We start from the raw sequence: 19,652 nt of genomic DNA, 5'->3' as shown, positions 1-19,652 counted from the left end.
GTCAGCCCGCCAGTTTCCGGTTGACGACCTGGCCGCCGATCTTCACGTTCGCCAGCACCACGTCTTTCGCGTTGTGCAGGAAGACCGGCTCCTTGCCGTTGCGCGGCGTGCCGAAGTCGCAATCGGTGATCGTCACGTTCGACACCGGCAGGATCGCCGTGCCGGCCGGCCCGTTATAGCTGGCGGCGACCGGCCCGAGGATCAGCACCGCCTGCCAGCACGAGTACGCGCCGTCGGCCATCCTGGCGTTCCCGGCGCGCAGGTTCGAGATGTGGATGTCCGACACCTGTGGCGGCCGGGTACGCACGGCGTCGTCGCCGGCGGCATAGTTGCAGTCGATGGTCACGATGGCGCCGCTGCCGGTGGCCAGGCCCCGGAAGGCGTTGGCGGCATCGGGCGGCGCGCTCTTGCGGGCGCGCGCGTCGACGCCGTTCGGCACGGTCACGTCGTGCACGTACAGGTGGCGCAGGAAGCCGCCGCGGTTCATGTTGGTCTTCAGGCGGATGGCGCTGCGCAGCGGGTCGGTGGCCCAGTAGGCGTTGCGGAACTCGATGCGCTGCGCGTACACGTGCTCGATGCCGGCGGCCATCTCGCTGCCCAGCGTCACGCCGCCATGGCCGCTGTTCATCACGCAATCCTGGATCACCACGTTGCGCGTGGGGCCCAGCTGCGTGTCGCGGTTCTTGCCGGACTTGATGGCGATGCAGTCGTCGCCCGTGTTGAACGTGCAGTGCTCGACCAGCACGGTATCGCAGGATTCGGGATCGAAGCCGTCGTTGTTCGGCCCCGTGCTTTCCATGTTCACGCTGGCGAAGCGCACATTGCGGCAGTTCACCGGGTGGTGCAGCCAGAACGGCGACGCCACCACGTGGTAGCGTTCCAGCAGCACGTCGGTGCAGCCGATCAGTTCGATCATGCAGGGGCGCAGGAAGTGGCCGATGCCGAAGATGCGCCTGGCCACCGGCACGCCCGCCTCGGACAGCGCCGGCAGGTAGCGCGTATCGCCATTCCAGCGTGGGTGCGTGCCCTGGATCAGCGCGCGCTGCGCGGCCGGCAAGTCCGGCACCACCTGTTCCAGCGGCAGGTTGCGCGGATTGACGCTGCCGGCATTGACCTTGCCTTCCTTGCGGTCGATCCAGTCCCACCACGGGCCGGCGCCCGCATCCACGTGCACGCCGGCCTGGCCATTGAGCACGCTGGTAGCGTCTTCGCCGGTCAGCGCGATATTGGACTGGTTGTACGCGTACACCAGCGGCGAATAATTCAGCACGTCGTTGCCCTGCCAGCGCGACAGCACCAGCTTGCCGGCCTTGCCGCAGTCGATGTCGCCGTATTTCGCGTAATCGGCCGGGTCGGCACTGAAATACACCTGCGCGCTGGCGGCCAGGTGCACGTGCACGTTCGACTTCAGCACGATCGGGCCCTTGCAGTACCAGTTGCCGGCCGGGACCAGCACGCGGCCGCCACCCGCGCGGCTCGCGGCGGCAATGGCGGCGGCGATGGCCGGATAGCAGTCGGGCGAACCGGGCGCCGGGGTCGCCACGTCCAGGATCTCGGTGCGCCACACGGATTTCGCCGGCACCGTGGCGCAGCTTTTCGCGCCGAACGCGGTGATGGGGAAATCCTCGTTGCGGAAGGCGAGGGGGCGCCGGCAGCGGTCGACGATCTCCTGGGCACGCTGCCATGGATCGGCCGCGGTGGCCGCGGTGGCCGCGGTGGCAATCTTCGCCAGGGGCGCGGCGCCGGTGGCAAGCAGGGCGCCGGCGGCGGAGGTGCCGCGCAAGAAGCGGCGGCGCCGCGTGCTGGTCACATTGGTCACATCGGTCGAATCGGTCGAATCGGTCAAATCGGTCATCTCATTCATCTCATTGAAGCATTGGCCGGTGCCCGTTCATGGCAGCGGCATGAACCCTTCGGCTTTGACGACCCAGCTGCCGTCGGCCGGGAATCCCGGCGTGGGCCGCGTGGCGCCATCCCAGCCGCCCGCCATCAGCGCCACGGCGGCCAGCAGCGAGCCGTTGCCGGGCAGGTAGACCGGCAGCCGCTTGTTCGGGTTGTGGCCGGCCCGCGTGTAGCCATTGTTCGGGCCATCCGATTTCAGTAGCACGCCAACCGCCAGCTCGGGCGCATCCAGGCGCGCCGCCGTCATCGCGATCATCGGGTAATCCCAGCCCCAGATCTTGGTTTGCCAGTCCCAGCTGGCCAGTACCGCGTCGAGCGTGTTGCGCATGACCTTGCGGTTCACGCCATCGCCCGGCAGCTGGCCCAGCGCCATCAGGAACGACGGGTGATCGTGGCGGCTGTCGACGTTGTCCCAGGTGTCCGGGTTCGATTCGATCGCCACGTACTTGCCATCCTTCTGCGGCAGTTTCGACAGTTTCGTCCTGCGCTGCTCCCAGCCGGCGTCGCGCGGCATGCCGAGGCGTTCGCGCCACTGCTGGGCGATTTCCAGGCCGCGCGCCCAGTAGCTCAGTTCATAGGTCGGGTTCATGCTGGTGGCCTGGTCGTAGATTTCCTGGGCGATCCACAATGGCGGGCCGAGTACGTAGCGCTGGCCCTTGTCGTCCCAGTGCAGCATCGACGCCATGCAGTCGGCCGTGTCGAACACCAGTTCGCGGTAGCGTTCCAGCGTTTCCCTCGTGGGGGCGGCGCGGTACAGCAGTTCGGCCAGGTGGATCGGGTGCGGCTGGTTCCAGATGATCAGTGGGTTGCCGCCCGGGCTTTCGCGCCCGCCCGGCCCCGTCATCTTCATCCAGCGCGCGCCTTTCAGTCCCCGCTCCGCCGCCACCGCGCGGGCCACCGGCAAGGTGCGCTGGAACCAGGTCAGCGTGCGCGCCGTGAATTCAGGGCGGCCCCACAGCGCGAAGTGGGCGGTATGCCACCACACCATTTCCGTGTGGTGCTTGCCATACCAGGTCGATGTCGTCAGCCCGCTCTCCGAGGCCGGCATCTCGTCGCCCAGCTGGATCGCGGCCAGGTATTGCGACAGCACCACCCGGCGTTCCAGCTCGGCCGCGCGGGGATCCTTGCTGCCCGCGAAATCGATGGCGGCGCCGCTGCGCCAGAATTTGTCCCAATGCGCGCCGCTGGCGGCGAACACGCTGGCCACGTCCTGCGCCGGGGCGATGCCATCCTTCGCGAACGAGACCGTCAGCTCCAGCGTCTCGCCGGATTGCGGAGCAATCTCGAACACGTGGGCGCCGGCCTTGGTGATCTTCAGGGGCGCGCCGCTGGCCACCGTCATCGCGTAGCGGGCGGTGTCGCGGGTGTGCTCGACCACCAGCTTGCGGCCGGACTGTTCCAGCACCTTGCTCTGGTGCCCGTCCGGCTGCGACCAGTCGAGCGGCGGGTTGTGGTGGGCGCCCGGCTGGTAGCCGTAGGGCAGGGCGATGCGCACGGCCACGCGGCCGCTGGCCAGCAGCGGCGAACGGATGCGCAGCGCCAGCGTGTCGCTGTCGGGGCTGACGGTGCTGCCGACGCTGACCGGCTGGCCCAGCATGCGCACGCGGCTGTCCAGCTGCCCCTTCCACATGTCCAGCCGCTGGTCGACGGAGGTGATGTCGGCAGGGACCAGAGCGCGCGCACCGGCACCGGTCATCACGAAGCCGATCTGCGGCAGCGGGTGGATGTGCGGGTTTTCCCGCAGCCACTGGCCGGCCGGGATCTTCGTGTTCATCGGGTAGCCCACGGTGCGGCCCCAGGCCGTGTACTCGCGATTCACGTCCGACAGCTTGTAGCCGTTCGGGTTGGCGTGTTCGTGCCACGACCAGCGCGCTCCCGTCTCGGTCGGCGTGCCTTCGCGGTGGTAGTGGTCCGGCAGGGTCTGCAGGCCGGTCACGTCGGCCGTGAAGGCGAAGCGGCCGTTGCCCACGCTGAGCGGGGACATGAAGTCGATCGCCGCAAGCTGCGGGTTGTGCCGCGCGACGACGGCCTGGCGGTCGATCGGTGCCGCCGGCGCGGCCATGGCGATGAAGGGCAGGCAGGAGACCAGGGGCACGCAGGCGGCAAAGGGCAGGCAGGCGAAGATAGGGCGTTTCGTCATCGCTGTTCAACCTTCCTTTTTCACCGGATCGCGGACCACGAAGGTGCCGGCCGGCAGGCCGTCCACGCGGCTGTCCTTGCCCACTTCCACCGGCGCTCCGGCCGGCAGGGTCAGCTTCGTGTTGGTGAAGCGCCAGTCCCGCGCCTGCCGGATGTAGCCGCCGCTCTTCGCTTCGATGTCGATGCCGTCGAACGCGAAGCGCTGCAGCGGCGCCTCGGCGATGCCGGCCACCTCGAACGCGCTCTTCGCACCGGTGGCTTTGATGTTCCAGATCTTCACGTCGCTGAAGCGCGCGATGCCCTTTTCCTTCGGCACCGGTGTCGCCATCACCTTCCAGTGCGGCGGCACGTCCTTCTCGCCGGGCGGAATGGCGGCGTAGCTGTAGTTCGGATTCCAGTTCATGTTGATGCGCATGACGATCGGCGTGCCCTTCATCGTGATGTCGTGCAGGCGCAGGTTCTCGCCGAAGCCGCCGCGCGTGTGGGCGGACTTGAACAGGATGCCGACCGGCGTGTTCTCGTCGAATGTCATGTTGTAGGCTTCGATATTGCGAAAGCCTCCCGAGGTTTCGCTGCCGAAGGTGATGCCGCCCTTCGAGGCGCGCACGATCACGTCGCGGATCACCACGTCCTCGGTCGGGCGGTTCACGCGCAGGCCATCGGCGTCGCGGCCCGCCTTCAGCACCACGGCATCGTCGTTGACGGAGATGTCTGCGTTCGCCACCAGCACCTTGCGCGACGAATCGATGTCGATGCCGTCCGTGGACGGCCCCTTGCCATCGTCGTTGTTGCGGATGGTGACGCCATCGACCGTCACGTCGGACGAATAGCACACGTGCACGGTCCAGAACCCGGCCCGGCGCATCAGCAAGCCGCCGCCCACTTTCACGTTCGATGCGTCGAACACCTGCACCAGGCGGGGGCGGCGGGCGTCGTAGTCGGATGCCCAGCGCAGGCCGCGCGGCTGGTACTCCTTGCGCAGCGCCCAGTAGTAGTCCCAGAACGGCTTGCCGTCGCCATCGATGGTGCCTTCGCCGACGATGGCCGCGTTGTCCTGCCGGTAGATGTTCACGAGCGCCGCGGGCCACGTCATCTCGATGCCGGCGATGCGGGTCGGCATCAGCGGATAGTCGGCGATGTTGCGCGATCCGAGCAGGGTCACGCCCTTGTCGAGTTTCAGCGTGACGCCGGACTTGACGAAGACGGCGCCGGTAAGATACGTCCCGGCCGGGAAGACCACCGTGCCGGCCTCCTTCGCGGCGGCGTCGATGGTCTTCTGGATGGCGGCGGTGTTCATCGTCACGCCATCGCCGTTGCCGCCGTAGTCGCGCACGTTGAAATCGGCCGCGCAGGCGCCGGCGGCGGCGAACAGCAGGGAGGTGGCGAGGATGGTCAGTCGCATTGGCGGTCCTTGTCGGCTTGGTTCGGCAGTACTTGATGAATGGCAGTACCTGATACATTGAAGTACATGATGAAGTACATGATGAAGTACATGATGAAGTACATGAGCTTGGCAGTACTTAATAAATAACGGACACAGTGTAGCGATGTTTCGGCGTGCTGCACGCCGCCGGCGCACTTGCTCAAGAAGGTGACCAGTTCGCCGGCCAGCCGGCGATCACCGGTCACCAGTCGGGTAACGAACCCGGTAACCACGCGGTAACCAACCCGGTAACCACGCGGTGACCGATCCGGTAACCATCCAGGCGACCGGCCGGGTTTCCGCCTCCGCCGCACATCCCGGGCTATAATTTATTGAATACCTCTTCGAGACCACATGGCCAGACCACCACTCGTCTTCAAGCGCAGCACCAACGTGCTGCTCCAGCATATCGCCGATCACGTGGCGATCGGCGAACCGCTGCCGACCGAGCAGCACATGGCCGAACTGGTCGAGGGCAGCCGCACCGCGGTGCGCAGCGTGCTGGCGCACCTGCATGCCCAGGGCCTGATCGGCGACCTGAAGGAACGCCGCCTGCTGCGCAAGCCGCGCCGCAAGGATTATTTCGATATCGCCGAATTGCAGCCCGGCTCGGACCGCATCCGCGAAGTGCTGATGGAGCGCATCTACCAGCGCGACATGCCGCCCGGCGCGGAATTCTCCGAGGCCGAACTGGCCCGCGCATCCGGCACCGGCACGATCAGCGTGCGCGAGTTCCTCATCGAGTTTTCCCGCTCGGGCCTGATCGAGAAGAAGCCGCGCGGCGGCTGGCGCCTGTGCGCGTTCGACCGCTCGTTCGCGATGGAGCTGGCCGACGTGCGGCAGATGTTCGAGTTCGCCGCCATCGACCAGTTCGCGCTGCTGCCGCCGGACGATCCCGCCTTCGCGCACCTGGCCGACCTGATCGCCCGCCACGAGCAGCTGGGCTCCGTGATGCCGGCCCGGCACAAGGATTTTCCCGCCCTCGACCGCGACTTCCACACCTTCCTCATCGGCCTGCTGCACAACCGCTTCGCGAAGAGCCTGTACGACGTGGTATCGCTGGTGTTCCACTATCACTACCAGTGGGACAAGGACGAGGAACTGGCCCGCAACCAGTACGCGGCGCACGAGCACCTGGACATCCTGCAGGCGCTGGCGCGGCGCGATTTCTCCGGCGCGCGCGAGGCCATGCGCATTCACCTGAATTCGTCCCGCAGCACCCTGCTGCAGGGCATCCGGGCCAGGGAACAAAAGGCCCAGCCAACACCCCCAAACCAACGATAGCGAGACAAGCCACCCATGAGCGACATCGACCAGCGCCGCCGTACCCTGTGCACGCAACTTCTCGGCGGCCTCGCCGGCATCGCCCTCGGCGGCCCGGCATGGGCCCGGCCTTCGGTCGATGAAGCCGGCAAGGTGTTCCGGCTCGATGGCGCCGGTGTGACGTACGCGTTCGGTGTCAACCAGGATGGCCAGTTGCAGGCGCTGTACTGGGGCAGCGCGCTGGCACCCGAGGACAAGCTGCCGGCGCCCGTGCCGGTGCCGGAAAACTCGTCCAACGAAATGCCGGTCAACCTCACGCCGTTCGAATATCCGGGCTTCGGCGGCGGGCTGACCGTGGAGCCGGCCCTGAAGGTGACGTTTCCCGACGGCGTGCGCGATCTCGTGCTGCGCCATGTCGACCACCGTGTCGACGGCGACCGCATCGTCATCCGGCTGAAGGACGTGAGCCGCGCGGTGCACGTCACGCTGACCTATGCGATGGATGCCGCCACCGGCATCCTGGCCCGCTCGGCCGTGGTGGAGAACCGCACCGCCAGCTGGATCCAGGTCGACCAGCTGGCGGCGGCCGCCATCAACCTGCCGTACAGCGACGATTACCGGGTCTCCTACCTCACCGGCCGCTGGGCGGGCGAGTTCGCGTTGCAGACGCGCCCGATCGTGCCCGGCTCGATCGTGATCGAAACCCGCAAGGGCGTGACGTCGCACCAGGCCAACCCGTGGATCGCCATCAGCCGCGGCGCGACGGAAGAGGAGGCCGGCCCGGTATGGTTCGGCGCGCTGGGCTGGAGCGGCTCGTGGCGCATCCATGTCGACATGGATGCGCTGGGCGGCCTGCGCACGACGGCCGGCTACAACCCGTTCGATTTCGCCTATCGCCTGAAGCCGGGCGAGAAGCTGGCATCGCCCGTGTTCCACGCCGGTTATTCCAGCGAAGGCTTCGGCGGCGCATCGCGCGTGTTCCACCGCTACCAGCGGGAGAAGATCCTGCCGGGCGCCCCGACCCCGCGCCTGCGGCCGGTTCTCTACAACTCCTGGGAAGCCACGCTGTTCGCCGTCGACGAGGCGGGGCAGACCGCGCTGGCGGAGAAGGCGGCCAGCATCGGCGTGGAACGCTTCGTGATGGACGACGGCTGGTTCGGCTCGCGCAGCAGCGACAAGGCCGGCCTGGGCGACTGGGTCGTCAACCGCAAGAAGTTCCCGAACGGCCTGCAGCCGCTGATCCGGCGCGTGCGGGATCTCGGCATGGAGTTCGGCCTCTGGGTGGAGCCGGAGATGGTCAACCCCGACAGCGACCTGTATCGCGCCCACCCGGACTGGGTGATCCACTTCCCCGGCCGGCCGCGCTCCGAAGCGCGCACCCAGCTGGTGCTGAACCTGGCGCGCAAGGACGTGTACGAGCACCTCCTGGCCATGCTGGACCGCCTGCTGAAGGAGCACGACATCGCCTTCCTGAAGTGGGACCACAACCGCGCATGGTCGGAACCGGGCTGGCCGGAAGTGGCGCCGGCCGAGCAGCAGCGGCTGTACGTGGCCTATGTCGACAATTTGTACAAGCTTCTGGGCGAGCTGCGCCGGCGCCACCCGAAGGTGGAAATCGAATCCTGCGCCAGCGGCGGCGGCCGTGTCGACCTGGGCATCATGGCGCTGACCGAGCAGGTGTGGACGTCCGATAACACCGATCCGTTCGACCGCCTGCTGATACAGGACGGTTTTACGCGCGCCTACACGCCGGCCATCATGATGGCCTGGGTGACCGATGCGCCGAACTTCGTCAACCGGCGCGTGACGTCGCTGGAATACCGCTTCCTGTCCGCCATGCAGGGCGGCCTGGGCATCGGCGCCAACCTGAATCACTGGAAGGACGAGGACTTCGCCAAGGCCCGGCAGCTCGTCGCCGAATACAAGACCATCCGCAAGGCCGTCCAGCAGGGCAAGCTGTACCGGCTGGTGTCGCCACAAGGCGGCTCGCGCCGCTCGGCCACGCTGTCGGTGGCGCAGGACGGCGGCCAGGCCGTGCTCTTCGCGTTCCTGCATTCGAGCGGCTTGCGCGAGGCACCGCCGCGCATTCAATTGCGCGGTCTCGATCCGAACAAGACCTATGCGCTGCGCGCGATTGCAGGCAAGGCCGTGGCGCAGACGCCGAAGCGGGCCAGCGGCGCCTATTGGATGGGGCACGGGCTGGCGGTGGACATGGCGGGGGACTTCCAGGCCGCGGCGTTCGTGCTGGAAGCCTAGCGCGCCGGTCGGGCTGGCGCGTTCAGTCGAACAGCGTCAACCCGTCATAGGGCGCCACGCGCAGCGATGCCAGGCGCGATGCCAGGCTGCCGGCGTGGATCTCCAGCTTGTGCCCGTCCGGGTCGAGGAAATACAGCGAATCGCCTTCGCTGCTGTTCTGCTGCCATGGCGTGACGCCGCGAGCTTCCAGCGCGGCGGCATGGGCCGCGAACCGCGCCTCGTCCACGGTGAAGGCGATATGGGTGTATTCGGCCAGCGGCCCGCTCCGGCATTGCCTGTCGAGCGTGAGGCACAGCCACAGTTCGCCGGCGGACAGGTAGGCGCCCCGCGCCCATTTCGCCCGCGGCCGGAAGCCCAGCGTCTCGGCATAGAAAGCGAACGACGTCTCCAGGTCGGAGACGGACAGCGTGATGTGGTTGAGCGCGGAAATCATGCCGTCCCGCCGTTCAGCCCAGCCAGGTGATGACGGCGTGGCCCCGGGCCGCCGCATCCCGGTAGAACGCGCGCAGGCTTTGCAGGTGCGTGGCGAGGTAGTCCATCGCTTCCTCGCCTTCATCCCAGATGTTGGGGTACACCTCGTCCATCGCGGCGGGGTCGAAGCGGGCGCGCAGTTCATCGTCCGTCACCCCGTCGAGCGCCGCCGCGATCGCCGCCACGTCCGCCGCGTCGGTGCCCATCGCCGGGCCATAGCCCAGATCTTCCTCGCTGATGGGGGCCTGCCCGAACACAACGTTGCCCAGGGGGCCGGCGGCGGGGCCGACCTGGCCCGTCAGCAGGAAATGGATGCCGTGCCAGGCTTTTTCGATGTCCAGCGCGTCGTCTTCATGCTGGGTGAACAGGACCTCGTCGATCTGCTCCGGATCGGCGCGCAGCGCCTCCAGTTCGGTTTGTGGCACGGCGAGAAAGTGGCCGATCATCGACATGAGAACTCCGTTGGGTAAGGTGAAAGGGGCCGCGACCCTGGCGCGGGCATTGTAATTGCCGGCCAGAGCGAACGAGTGGCGAGCATAGCAAAATGCACGCGGCAGAAATGCACGCATTGTCACGGCATGTCTCGGCAAATGCAACTAACCGAACGAGAGAAGGATGAAGGACTGGGACCGTGATCGCGGATGACGGCGCCGCCGAAGGCTTGCAGAAGCAGGCTTGCAGAAGCACTCCTGACTTGCCGAAGCACCGCAAGGCGGATGGCGACGCCAGCCTGGACGGGGCAGGAACCAATCGAACTGGTCGTTGTCTCACTCACTGCCGAGTAACCCTTGCCATGAGGAGAACCAACCGTGAACGACAAGAACGAAGTGCCGAATGAACTGCCCGCTGCAAACCGTACCAGGCTCCGGGGGTGGGGCGACGCCGAACAGCAGATGTGCGCGGGCATCGCCGCCCTCGGCCAGCTGGCCGGCGTCGACGTCGGCCAGGGGCGTGGCCCCGCGGATATGGACGCGTTGCTGGTCGAGGCGGCCTATCAGTGCTATTTCAACGATCCCGAATTCATGGACGGGCCGTGCTGCTTCGGCTTCGTGAAAAGCGCCACCGATATCGATATCCTGAAGCTGCAGGCCGATGCGGTGGTCCAGGGCCTGGTCGCGTACATCCGCAAGCGCGGCGACGAAGCGGCTGTCCGGGAGGCGGAAATCCAGGTGGCCATGATCGATGCAACGTTCGCATGGCTGAAGAAAGCCAGGCGGGAAGCAAAAAGCTGGCCGATGGATGGCAGTGCGCTCATCAGGCGGCGCCCGGTACCGGCCGCCACCCCCGATCGCTGACCGCCGCCGGCGGGCGCGGGCGTCAACCGCGCCGCGCCGCCTCGATCGTGGCGATGTCGATCTTGCGCATGCCCATCATCGCTTCGAAGGCGCGCTTGGCCGCGGCCCGGTCGGGATCGGTGAACGCCGCGACCAGCGCGCGCGGCGTGATCTGCCACGACAGGCCCCACCGGTCCTTGCACCAGCCGCACTGGCTTTCCTGGCCGCCGTTGCCGACGATCGCGTTCCACAGGCGGTCGGTTTCCTCCTGGTCGTCGGTGGCGATCTGGAAAGAGAACGCTTCGCTGTGCCTGAATTCCGGCCCGCCATTGAGGCCGATGCAGGGGATGCCGGCCACGGTGAACTCAACGGTCAGCACGTCGCCTTCCTGGCCCGCGGGGTAGTCGCCGGGCGCCCGGTGGACGGCGCCCATGGCGCTGTCGGGGAAGGTCTCCGCGTAAAACAGTGCGGCGTCCAGTGCCGTGCCATCGAACCAGAGACAGATGGTGTTCTTCGCAACCATGGCGTTCCTCCAATGGATAGGTGAGCGGACAGCTTAGTCCACGGCGGCTGCCCGGTCCAGCCCGCTGGCGCGATTTATTGGAGGCCGAATACGAGTGCCAAATACAAGCCGGCCAGATACAAGCGGGCCATACAAGCGGCCAAGTACAAGCATGCCGGTCACAGGTGTCCAATCTCCACCGGCGGCGTTTCCCAGTCATCGTTCTTGCCGTCGAGGTAGGTGATGGGCGCGTTGGCCAGTTCCTCGGCGGTGGCGTCGTCCAGGCATGTCACATTCACGCCGTAGAATTCGCCCCACCTGGGCGAACGGCCGATGACGAACGGCCGCACGCCGCAATGGCGGCAGAACAGGTGCTGGTCCCGCTTCGTCAGGAACCGGTATTCCGTGAGCTCGGCCGCGCCGGCCAGGAGCCTGAAAGCATCCGGCTGCACGATGGCCGGCCAGAAGCGCGCCTTCAGGCAGATCGAACAGTTGCAGCGCAGCGTGCCCCGGGCCAGGTCGATGTCGGCTTCGAAGCGCACCGCGCCGCAATGGCAGCTGCCGTGGTAGGTCTTCATCGAGCTTGTCATTGCCGGGCTCCGGGCAGGCCGTTACCGGTTGCCATCGTTACATAGTCGATGGCGGCGCCGCCATACTGCCGCGTCACGCTGCCGACGGCGACGAAGCCATGCCTTGCATAGAACCGCCGCGCGCCGGCATTGGATTTCGCCACGTTCAGGACGAGCCCTGGCGTACTGTCGAGGACACTGCGCAACAGGCTGGTACCGACGCCCGTTCCGCGCGCATCGCCCAGGACGAACAGCGCCCGCAACTGCGCGCCGTGGACAGCGGCGAAGCCGACCACCTCGCCGGCCTCGAACACGGACACGGTCGATTCGTGGAAAGCCGCGAGGAGGGCCGGGTCCCGGTCCAGTGGCGTGATCTCGACACTGCCCGCCTCGAATTGCAGTTCGGCGCGCCTGGCGTCCTCGTAGATGCGGCAGATTGCCGGAAAGTCGCCGCTGGCATAGCGTCGTACTGTCATGATGGTCCCCTCGATGTGCGGTCCGCCCTTGCGGAAGGCGGATTTGCCGGCGCTTGTCATTTTGCTGATGCAACAGCCGGGAAGCATAGCAAACCGCCACCCGCAAAAAATGCGTGCTTTGTCACAACAGGCGCCAGCGGCGCGCGCCCGCCGGCACGACCCCGCGGCCATCCGCCGTCGTACTGGATCGGCTCCGCCGGCCTAACGCGTGGTCATCGATCGCCAGGAAACGTTACAGTGTCGACACTTGTTACCTGTTGAGCGACAAGGAGTGATGTGAACGATCCAACCGACAATCCACCGCCGCGGCGCCTGCTGCTGGCCACCGACATGACCGCCCGCTGCGACCGCCCGCTGGACCGCGCGAAACAGCTGGCCCTCGAATGGCGCGCCGATCTCACCGTGCTGGTCGTGCAGGAAGGCCCCAGCACGCCCGAGGAAGTCTCGGCCTGGCTGGACGGCGGCAATACCGGCCATGCCTTCGCGCCGGCCGCGCGCGCCGAACTGGCCGAGGAATTCGCCGGCACGGGCCTGGTGCCGGCCCTGCAGGTGCTCGATGGCGACGTGACCGATGCCATCCTCGACGCCGCGGCCACGTTCACCGATGCGCTGGTCGTGATCGGCGCCTCGACGCATGCGCCCGTGCAGGAGATCATCCTGGGCTCGACCGCGGCGCGCCTGGCGCAGGAACTGGCCCATCCGCTGCTCGTGGTGCGGCAGCGCGCCCGCGGCAGCTATGGCCGCATCCTGGTCGCGAACGATTTTTCAGCCGCGTCGCGCCGGGCGCTCGATACCGCCATCCGCCTGTTCCCCGGCCGTCCGGTCACGCTGCTGCACGTGCTGGAAGAGGGGGCGGACGCGGCTCCGGTCATGCCTGCCGACGCCATGCGGGAAGTGCAGGAAAAAAGCGAGCGCTTCCTCGAACGCTGCCCGCTGGCCCTGGCCGAGCGCGCGCGCATTCGCATCGCGGCGGGCCACGGGCTGGTCACGGAAGCCCTCACGCGCCATGTCGTCGAAGAGGGGATCGGGCTGGTGGTGCTGGGCGTGCACCGGCAGTCGGCCGTGGCGCGGGTGTTCATCGGCAGCAAGAGCGAAGACCTGATGCAGCAGTTGCCGTGCGATGTGCTGCTGGTGCGCGCGCTGGATGGCCGCGAAGATGGCGGTGACGATGGCTGAGCGGACAGCCCTCTCCGGTAACGACCGCGTCGCCGGAGCCTGACGATGCTCCTGCTGCTGCTGTTCCTTCTGCCGTTCGCCGCGGCCCTGATGACCGCCTGCATGCCGGGCGGCTCGCGCGTCCGTCCCGCCGCCGTGGCGGGCATCGCCAGCCTGGTCGCGCTGGTGCTGGCGGCCAGCCAGTTCGGCCTCATCGCCGGCGGGGCCGTGCCTACGATCCGCTTTGCCTGGCTGCCCGCGTTCGGACTCGAGATCATCCTGCGCATGGATGGCCTGGCGTGGGTCTTCACGATGCTGGTGCTGGGCATCGGCCTGCTGGTGCTGCTGTATGCGCGCTACTACCTGTCGCGGCGCGATCCGGCCCACCGCTTCTATGCCTGCGTGATGGCGTTCATGGGGGCCATGCTGGGCGTGGTCCTGTCCGGCAACCTGATCCAGCTGGTGGTGTTCTGGGAATTGACGAGCGCTACCTCGTTCCTGCTGATCGGCTACTGGCAGGAGCGCAACGATGCAAGGCGCGGCGCGCGCATGGCGTTCACCGTCACCACCGCCGGCGGCCTGTGCCTGCTGGCGGGCGTGCTGCTGCTCGGGCACATCGCCGGCAGCTACGAGCTGGAGAAGGTGCTGGCCGCCGGCAACGCGATCCGCGCGCACGCCTGGTACGTACCCGCCCTGGTGCTGGTGGCGCTCGGCGCGCTGACGAAGAGCGCGCAATTCCCGTTCCACTTCTGGCTGCCGCACGCGATGGCCGCGCCCACGCCCGTCTCGAGCTACCTGCATTCGGCCACGATGGTCAAGGCGGGAATCTTCCTGCTGATCCGGCTGTGGCCCGCGCTGGCCGGCACGGAAGAGTGGACCTGGCTGCTCGGCACGGCCGGCGTGTGCACGCTGCTGCTGGGTTCCTGGTTCGCCATCTTCCAGTGGGACATGAAGGGCCTGCTGGCGTATTCGACGATCAGCCACCTGGGCCTGATCACGGTGCTGCTCAGCATCGGCACGCCGCTGTCGGTCGTGGCGGCCATCTTCCACACGATGAACCACGCCGTGTTCAAGGCCTCGCTGTTCATGGCGGTGGGCATCGTCGACCATGAAACCGGCTCGCGCGACATGCGCGTGCTGCGCGGCCTGCGGCGGGCGATGCCGCATACGGCGGCGCTGGCGGTGGTGGCCAGCGCCGCCATGGCCGGGGTGCCGCTGATGAACGGTTTCCTGTCCAAGGAAATGTTCTTTGCCGAGACGATGATCGTGGGCGGCAGCGACAACTGGTGGATGTCGGTTGCGGCCGTGCTGATGGGCTTGTTCAGCGTGGTGTATTCGCTGCGCTTCATCAGCGTGTTCTTCGGGCCGCTGGCGAAGGGCTTGCCCTCCGAGCCGCACGAGCCGGCGCGCTGGATGCGCGCACCGATCGAATTGCTGGTGCTGCTGTGTATCGCCGTGGGCGTGATGCCGGAGCGGGTGGTCGGCGACGTGCTGGGGGTGGCGGCGCGCTCCGTGCTGGGCCCCACGGTACCCGACTACGATCTCGCCATCTGGCACGGCGTCAACCTGCCGCTCCTGATGAGCTTTGTGGCGCTGACCGGCGGCGTGGCGGTGTACCTGCTGCTGCGCAAGCGTTTCGGCCTGGCCGAGCGCGACCGCGTGCCCGTGCTGCACCGCCTGAAGGGCGCGCAATTCTATGAAAACGTGATGTTCGGGCTGTCGCAGGGCGCCGCGCGGCTGGTGGCCGTGGCCGGCACGCGCCGCCTGCAGCCCCAGTTGCGCGTGCTGCTGGCCGCCTTCGTGGCCGTGCCGCTGCTGCTGGCCTGGCCCATGGCGGCCTTGCCGCTGCCAGCGCCCGGCATGGCCGACCCGCTGCTGGCGCTACTGTGGCTGATCGGTGCCGGCTGCGCGCTGGCCGCCGCCTGGCAAGCCAAGTACCACCGGCTGGCCGCGCTGGCGCTGGCCGGCGGCACCGGGCTGGTGACCTGCGTGACCTTCCTGTGGCTGTCGGCGCCCGACCTGGCGCTGACCCAGCTGATGGTGGAGACGGTGACCACGGTGCTGGTGCTGCTCGGCCTACGCTGGCTGCCACCGCGCCGCCAGCCCGCGCACCTGGCCGGGCGGGCTCCGGCGAAGACGCAGTTGCGGCGTGCGCGCGATGCGGCCATCGCCGTGTCGGGCGGGCTGGCGCTGGCCGCGGCCAGCTATGCGGTGCTGACCCGGCCGGGCGTGCCCAGCATCCGCGATTTCTTCGTGCTGCGCGCGCTGCCCGAGGGCGGCGGCGCCAACGTCGTCAACGTGCTGCTGGTCGACTTCCGCGGCTTCGACACGATGGGCGAGATCACCGTGCTGTCGGCGGTGGCGCTGACGGTCTACGCGCTGCTGCGCCGCTTCCGCCCGGCACCGGAAAGCATCGCCATCCCGATGCAGCAGGCCAGCGACGTCGACCCGGCGATCGGCCAGAAACCGGCGCAGCAGGCGCGCGACGGCTACCTGATGGTGCAGGCGGTGTACCTGCGCTTCCTGCTGCCCGTGATGGGCGTGATCGCCGTGTACTTCTTCATGCGCGGCCATAACCTGCCGGGCGGCGGCTTCGTGGCCGGCCTGATCTTCGCCGCCACGCTGATCGTGCAATACATGGTGGCCGGCACCGACTGGGTGGAATCGCGCCTGCGGCTGCGGCCGCACCGCTGGATCGGCTGGGGCCTGGCATGCGCCTGCGGCACCGGCCTGGGCGCCTGGCTGTTCGGCTACCCGTTCCTGACCAGCCATACCGCGCATGTCACGCTGCCGGTGCTGGGCGAACTGCACGTGCCGTCGGCCTTCCTGTTCGACCTGGGCGTGTTCCTGGTGGTGGTCGGCACCACGATGCTGATCCTGGTGGCGCTGGCCCACCAGTCGCTGCGTGCCCGCCGCCCGCAACCCGGGGCGGTGCGCGGCGCCGACCTTGCCGCCGCCGTCAGCGCCATCCCGCCACCGAAGGAGATCCAGTAATGGAAGCCGTACTCGCCCTCGGCATCGGCATCGTCTTCGGCGCCGGCATCTGGCTGGTGCTGCGCCCGCGCACCTTCCAGGTGTTGACCGGGCTGATGCTGATGTCGTATGCCGTCAACCTGTTCATCTTCGCGATGGGGCGCCTGGCCGTCGACCGGCCGCCGCTGACACCGGCGGGCACGATGGCGGATCCCGCGGCGCTGGCCGATCCGGTGCCGCAGGCGCTGGTGCTGACGGCGATCGTGATCGGCTTCGCCACCACGGCACTGTACCTGGTGGTGATGATCGGCGCGCGCGGCCTGGCCGGCACCGACCATGTCGATGGCGAGGAGCCCGAAGAATGAGCCTGGCCTGGACCCAGCACCTCGTCGTGGTGCCGATCGTGCTGCCGCTGCTGTGCGGCGCGGCGCTGGCGCCGCTCACGCAGGGCTGGCACCGCCTGAAGTTCGCCGCCGCCTACGCCAGCGCCCTGGCGCTGCTGGCCAATGCGCTGGCGCTGGCCGCGCTGGCCGACGGTGGCTGGCCCGGTGGCATCGGCGTCTACCTGGCCGCCAACTGGGCCGCGCCGTTCGGCATCGCCCTGGTGGCGGACCGGCTGTCGGCCGGCATGCTGGTGCTGACGGCCGTGCTGGCGCTGGCCGCGCTGCATTACGCGCAGCCGCGCTGGAGCCGCATCGGCGTGCATTTCCATACGCTGTTCCAGTTCCTGCTGATGGGCATCAACGGCGCTTTCCTGACGCACGACCTGTTCAACCTGTTCGTGTTCTTCGAGGTGATGCTGGCCGCGTCGTACGGGCTGGTGCTGCACGGGTATAACGTGGAACGCCTGCGTGCCAGCCTGCAGTACATCGCCGTCAACCTGGTGGCCGCGCTGTTCTTCCTGGTCGGCACCGCGCTGCTCTATGCAACCACCGGCACGCTGAACATGGCCGACATGGCGCAACGCATCGCCGCGCTGGCCGCCGGCGGGCAGTCCTCCACTCTCGTCCTGCTGCAAACCGGCGTCGCGGTGCTGGCGCTGGCCTTCCTCGTCAAGGCGGCCATGTGGCCACTGGGCTTCTGGCTGCCCACCACGTATGCGGCCGCCTCGCCGCCGGTGGCCGTGATGCTGGTGCTGATGACGAAGGTGGGGGCCTACGTGATCCTGCGTCTCTGGCTGCTCCTGTTCGGCGATGGCGCCGGCGCGGCGGCACGCTATGGCTACGAGGCGCTGGCGTGGGGCGGCATGGCGACGATCGTGTTCGGCGCGGCGGGCATGCTGGCCACGGACACGGCCGGCCGCCTGGCGGGCTACGCGGCCATCGTGTCGTCCGGCACGCTGTTGGCCGTGATCGGCTACGGGCAGCCATCGCTGGTCACCGCCGCGCTGTACTACTTCATCGCTTCCACCATCGCGATCGCCGCGTTCGTGCTGCTGATCGAGCTGGTCGACCGGATCCGCACGCCGGGCGCGGCGATGCTGGCGCTGACAGCGGAAGCCTTCGCCGTCGAAGACACGCCCGCCGAGCCGAAGGGCAGGGGCGTGCCGGCGGCGATGGCCTTCCTGTCGCTGGCGTTCGCGGCGTGCGCGCTGACCATCGCGGGCCTGCCACCGCTGTCCGGCTTCGTCGCCAAGTTCGGCATGTTCCACGCGCTGGTCAACCCGGGCCCGGACGCGCCGGCGATCGGCCCCGCCGGCTGGACGCTGATGGCGCTGGTGTTCGTTTCCGGCCTGGCCGCCATCGTCTCGCTGATGCGGTTCGGCGTGCGCACCTTCTGGGCCACCGAGGCGGTGGCACCGCCGGCGCTGCACGCGGCCGAAGTGGTGCCCGTGGCGGCGCTGCTGCTCGTCTCGGTGCTGCTGACGGTGCAGGCACGGCCCGTGTTCGATTACCTGGCGCGCGCCAGCGAGGACATCCACCGCCCGGCGCTGTACATCGATCGCGTGCTGGGCACGCGCCCTGTTCCGGCGCCTCTTCCCGCGAATGTTCCTGGCAGTGCTTCCGCAGGGGAGGCGCCATGACGCGCTGGCTGCCGCACCCCGTCGCGTCGCTGGCGCTGTGCGCCCTGTGGCTGCTGCTCAACCAGGCGCTCGACCCGGCGAACGTGCTGTTCGGCGCGGCGCTCGGCATCGCCGTGCCGCTGCTGACGCGCCGCCTGCAGCCGCTCGGCTATCCGCGGCTGCGCAGGCCGGCCGTGTTCCTGAAGCTGATGGCGATGGCCACGGTGGAGATCGTGCGCTCATGCTTCGGCGTCTGCCGGGTCATCCTGTTCAAGGATTACGCCCGCGTGAACTCGCAGTTCATCCGCGTGCCGCTGGCGATGCGCGACCCCTACGGACTGGCGATGCTGTCCTGCCTGATCAACATGACACCGGGCACCGTGTGGGTGGAAATCCTGCCGGAACGGTACGAACTGGCGCTGCACGTGTTCGACCTGCACGACGAAGCGTGGTGGATCGACACGATCAGGACCCGCTACGAGCGTCCGCTGATGCTGATTTTTGAAACGGAGAACGACCATGGAAACCCTGCTTGAAGTGGCGATCGCCTACGCCGTGGTGTGCGTGCTGATGGCGATGGCCTTGTGCGCGTTGCGGCTGCTGATCGGCCCCGCCGCGCACGACCGCGTGCTGGCGCTCGACACGCTGTGGATGTGCGGCATGCTGCTGGCGATCGTGCTGGGCATCCGCTTCGGCACGCAGGTGTATTTCGAGGTGGCGATCCTGGTCGCGCTGGTGGGCTTCGTGTCGACCATCGCCATGGCCAAGTTCCTGATGCGCGGGGAGATCATCGAATGAGCGGCATCGAACAGCTGCCCGGCTGGGCGGCGCTGCCGGTGGCGCTGCTGCTGGTGCTGGGTGCCACCATCATCCTCGTCGGGGCACTCGGCCTGCTGCGCCTGCGCACCTTCTACCAGCGCATGCACGGCCCCGCCATCACCGTCACGCTGGGCGCCGGCTGCGTGCTGCTGGCGTCGATGCTGTACTTCACGGTGGCGCAATCGCGGCTGGTGATCCACGAACTCATCATCGCCGTGTTCATCCTGCTGACGGCGCCCGTGGTCTCCATGACCATCATGCGCGCCGCCGTCTACCGCGACCTGCGCGCCAGGAAGGCCGACTCCGGCGTCACGGCGGGGCAGGTGTACACCCTTCCCGACAACGCCACCGAAGGCCCTGCCGAACCACGCTAGTGTTGCCTGGAACCGGGGTCAGACCCCGGTTTCAGGAAATATTTCCAAAAAACG

19 protein-coding genes are annotated in these 19,652 nt (G+C 68.0%); 10 read left to right on the top strand and 9 right to left on the bottom strand.

All coding sequences use genetic code 11. From position 1 onward, the window contains the following. Position 1: 1 nt before the first annotated feature. From EYF70_RS18450 to EYF70_RS18435, 4 genes are read right to left on the bottom strand one after another with little or no spacing between them, the layout of a single operon-like run. The gene (locus EYF70_RS18450) at positions 2 to 1,855 is read right to left on the bottom strand and encodes a glycoside hydrolase family 28 protein (protein WP_131146714.1); all 1,854 of its coding nucleotides are present in this window, start codon (positions 1,853 to 1,855) and stop codon (positions 2 to 4) included. Positions 1,856 to 1,891: 36 nt separating this feature from the next. Then, complete coding sequence (locus EYF70_RS18445) at positions 1,892 to 4,042, bottom strand: glycoside hydrolase family 65 protein (RefSeq protein WP_131146713.1); 2,151 nt, start codon at positions 4,040 to 4,042, stop codon at positions 1,892 to 1,894. A gap of 6 nt (positions 4,043 to 4,048) precedes the next feature. Further along, positions 4,049 to 5,443: a glycoside hydrolase family 28 protein gene (locus EYF70_RS18440; RefSeq protein ID WP_131146712.1), complete on the bottom strand. Its 1,395-nt coding sequence runs from the start codon at positions 5,441 to 5,443 to the stop codon at positions 4,049 to 4,051. Next, positions 5,434 to 5,697 carry a hypothetical protein gene (locus EYF70_RS18435; RefSeq protein ID WP_131146711.1) on the bottom strand — a complete coding sequence of 88 codons (264 nt, stop codon included), beginning with the start codon at positions 5,695 to 5,697 and terminating at the stop codon, positions 5,434 to 5,436. The genes EYF70_RS18440 and EYF70_RS18435 overlap by 10 nt, the downstream gene beginning before the upstream one ends. A 121-nt stretch (positions 5,698 to 5,818) precedes the next feature. Here EYF70_RS18435 and EYF70_RS18430 point away from each other — a divergent pair, with 121 nt between their 5' ends. Continuing rightward, the gene (locus EYF70_RS18430) at positions 5,819 to 6,748 is read left to right on the top strand and encodes a GntR family transcriptional regulator (RefSeq protein WP_131146710.1); all 930 of its coding nucleotides are present in this window, start codon (positions 5,819 to 5,821) and stop codon (positions 6,746 to 6,748) included. Between the two features lie 15 nt (positions 6,749 to 6,763). Further along, on the top strand, positions 6,764 to 8,983 hold the full coding sequence (locus tag EYF70_RS18425; protein ID WP_131146709.1) for an alpha-galactosidase: 2,220 nt from the start codon (positions 6,764 to 6,766) through the stop codon (positions 8,981 to 8,983). 22 nt (positions 8,984 to 9,005) lie between these two features. On the opposite strand, the gene fos is transcribed toward EYF70_RS18425, so the two are convergent. Beyond that, a complete protein-coding gene (fos, locus tag EYF70_RS18420; RefSeq protein WP_131146708.1) occupies positions 9,006 to 9,416 on the bottom strand; it encodes a fosfomycin resistance glutathione transferase in 411 nt (136 codons plus the stop codon). Positions 9,417 to 9,429: 13 nt separating this feature from the next. Beyond that, positions 9,430 to 9,906 carry a YfbM family protein gene (locus EYF70_RS18415; RefSeq protein ID WP_131146707.1) on the bottom strand — a complete coding sequence of 159 codons (477 nt, stop codon included), beginning with the start codon at positions 9,904 to 9,906 and terminating at the stop codon, positions 9,430 to 9,432. A 357-nt stretch (positions 9,907 to 10,263) separates the two neighbouring features. Here EYF70_RS18415 and EYF70_RS18410 point away from each other — a divergent pair, with 357 nt between their 5' ends. After that, positions 10,264 to 10,749, top strand: coding sequence for a hypothetical protein (locus EYF70_RS18410; protein ID WP_131146706.1), 486 nt, complete (start codon positions 10,264 to 10,266; stop codon positions 10,747 to 10,749). Between the two features lie 22 nt (positions 10,750 to 10,771). Here the strand turns inward: EYF70_RS18410 and EYF70_RS18405 are convergent, their stop codons facing one another. The 3 genes from EYF70_RS18405 to EYF70_RS18395 all read right to left on the bottom strand — a co-directional run bounded on the left by EYF70_RS18405 (position 10,772) and on the right by EYF70_RS18395 (position 12,275). After that, the gene (locus EYF70_RS18405; RefSeq protein WP_131146705.1) at positions 10,772 to 11,251 is read right to left on the bottom strand and encodes a VOC family protein; all 480 of its coding nucleotides are present in this window, start codon (positions 11,249 to 11,251) and stop codon (positions 10,772 to 10,774) included. Between the two features lie 158 nt (positions 11,252 to 11,409). Continuing rightward, positions 11,410 to 11,820 carry a GFA family protein gene (locus EYF70_RS18400; RefSeq protein ID WP_229420450.1) on the bottom strand — a complete coding sequence of 137 codons (411 nt, stop codon included), beginning with the start codon at positions 11,818 to 11,820 and terminating at the stop codon, positions 11,410 to 11,412. Next, the gene (locus tag EYF70_RS18395; protein WP_165497728.1) at positions 11,817 to 12,275 is read right to left on the bottom strand and encodes a GNAT family N-acetyltransferase; all 459 of its coding nucleotides are present in this window, start codon (positions 12,273 to 12,275) and stop codon (positions 11,817 to 11,819) included. Before EYF70_RS18395 ends, EYF70_RS18400 begins: the two co-directional genes overlap by 4 nt. A 276-nt stretch (positions 12,276 to 12,551) precedes the next feature. Between EYF70_RS18395 and EYF70_RS18390 the strand changes: the two genes are divergently transcribed. The 7 genes from EYF70_RS18390 to mnhG are packed head-to-tail and all read left to right on the top strand — an operon-like array spanning position 12,552 to position 19,598. Further along, positions 12,552 to 13,451: a universal stress protein gene (locus EYF70_RS18390; RefSeq protein WP_131146703.1), complete on the top strand. Its 900-nt coding sequence runs from the start codon at positions 12,552 to 12,554 to the stop codon at positions 13,449 to 13,451. Positions 13,452 to 13,496: 45 nt separating this feature from the next. Continuing rightward, entirely contained in the window at positions 13,497 to 16,424 is a 2,928-nt protein-coding gene (locus EYF70_RS18385) for a monovalent cation/H+ antiporter subunit A (protein ID WP_131146702.1), read from the top strand. Next, positions 16,424 to 16,768, top strand: a complete 345-nt coding sequence (locus EYF70_RS18380; protein ID WP_131146701.1) for a Na+/H+ antiporter subunit C — start codon at positions 16,424 to 16,426, stop codon at positions 16,766 to 16,768. Before EYF70_RS18385 ends, EYF70_RS18380 begins: the two co-directional genes overlap by 1 nt. Further along, positions 16,765 to 18,426, top strand: coding sequence for a monovalent cation/H+ antiporter subunit D (locus EYF70_RS18375; RefSeq protein ID WP_131146700.1), 1,662 nt, complete (start codon positions 16,765 to 16,767; stop codon positions 18,424 to 18,426). Before EYF70_RS18380 ends, EYF70_RS18375 begins: the two co-directional genes overlap by 4 nt. Beyond that, a complete protein-coding gene (locus EYF70_RS18370) occupies positions 18,423 to 18,941 on the top strand; it encodes a Na+/H+ antiporter subunit E (protein WP_131146699.1) in 519 nt (172 codons plus the stop codon). Before EYF70_RS18375 ends, EYF70_RS18370 begins: the two co-directional genes overlap by 4 nt. Continuing rightward, the gene (locus EYF70_RS18365) at positions 18,925 to 19,203 is read left to right on the top strand and encodes a K+/H+ antiporter subunit F (RefSeq protein ID WP_131146698.1); all 279 of its coding nucleotides are present in this window, start codon (positions 18,925 to 18,927) and stop codon (positions 19,201 to 19,203) included. Before EYF70_RS18370 ends, EYF70_RS18365 begins: the two co-directional genes overlap by 17 nt. Continuing rightward, the gene (mnhG, locus tag EYF70_RS18360) at positions 19,200 to 19,598 is read left to right on the top strand and encodes a monovalent cation/H(+) antiporter subunit G (protein WP_131146697.1); all 399 of its coding nucleotides are present in this window, start codon (positions 19,200 to 19,202) and stop codon (positions 19,596 to 19,598) included. The genes EYF70_RS18365 and mnhG overlap by 4 nt, the downstream gene beginning before the upstream one ends. The last annotated feature ends 54 nt before the right edge of the window (positions 19,599 to 19,652 follow it).

The sequence above is a fragment of the Pseudoduganella albidiflava genome (assembly GCF_004322755.1).
Taxonomy (GTDB): domain Bacteria; phylum Pseudomonadota; class Gammaproteobacteria; order Burkholderiales; family Burkholderiaceae_D; genus Rugamonas; species Rugamonas albidiflava.
Note: the sequence above shows the minus strand (reverse complement) of the source record. Positions and strands in the feature narration are given on the sequence as shown.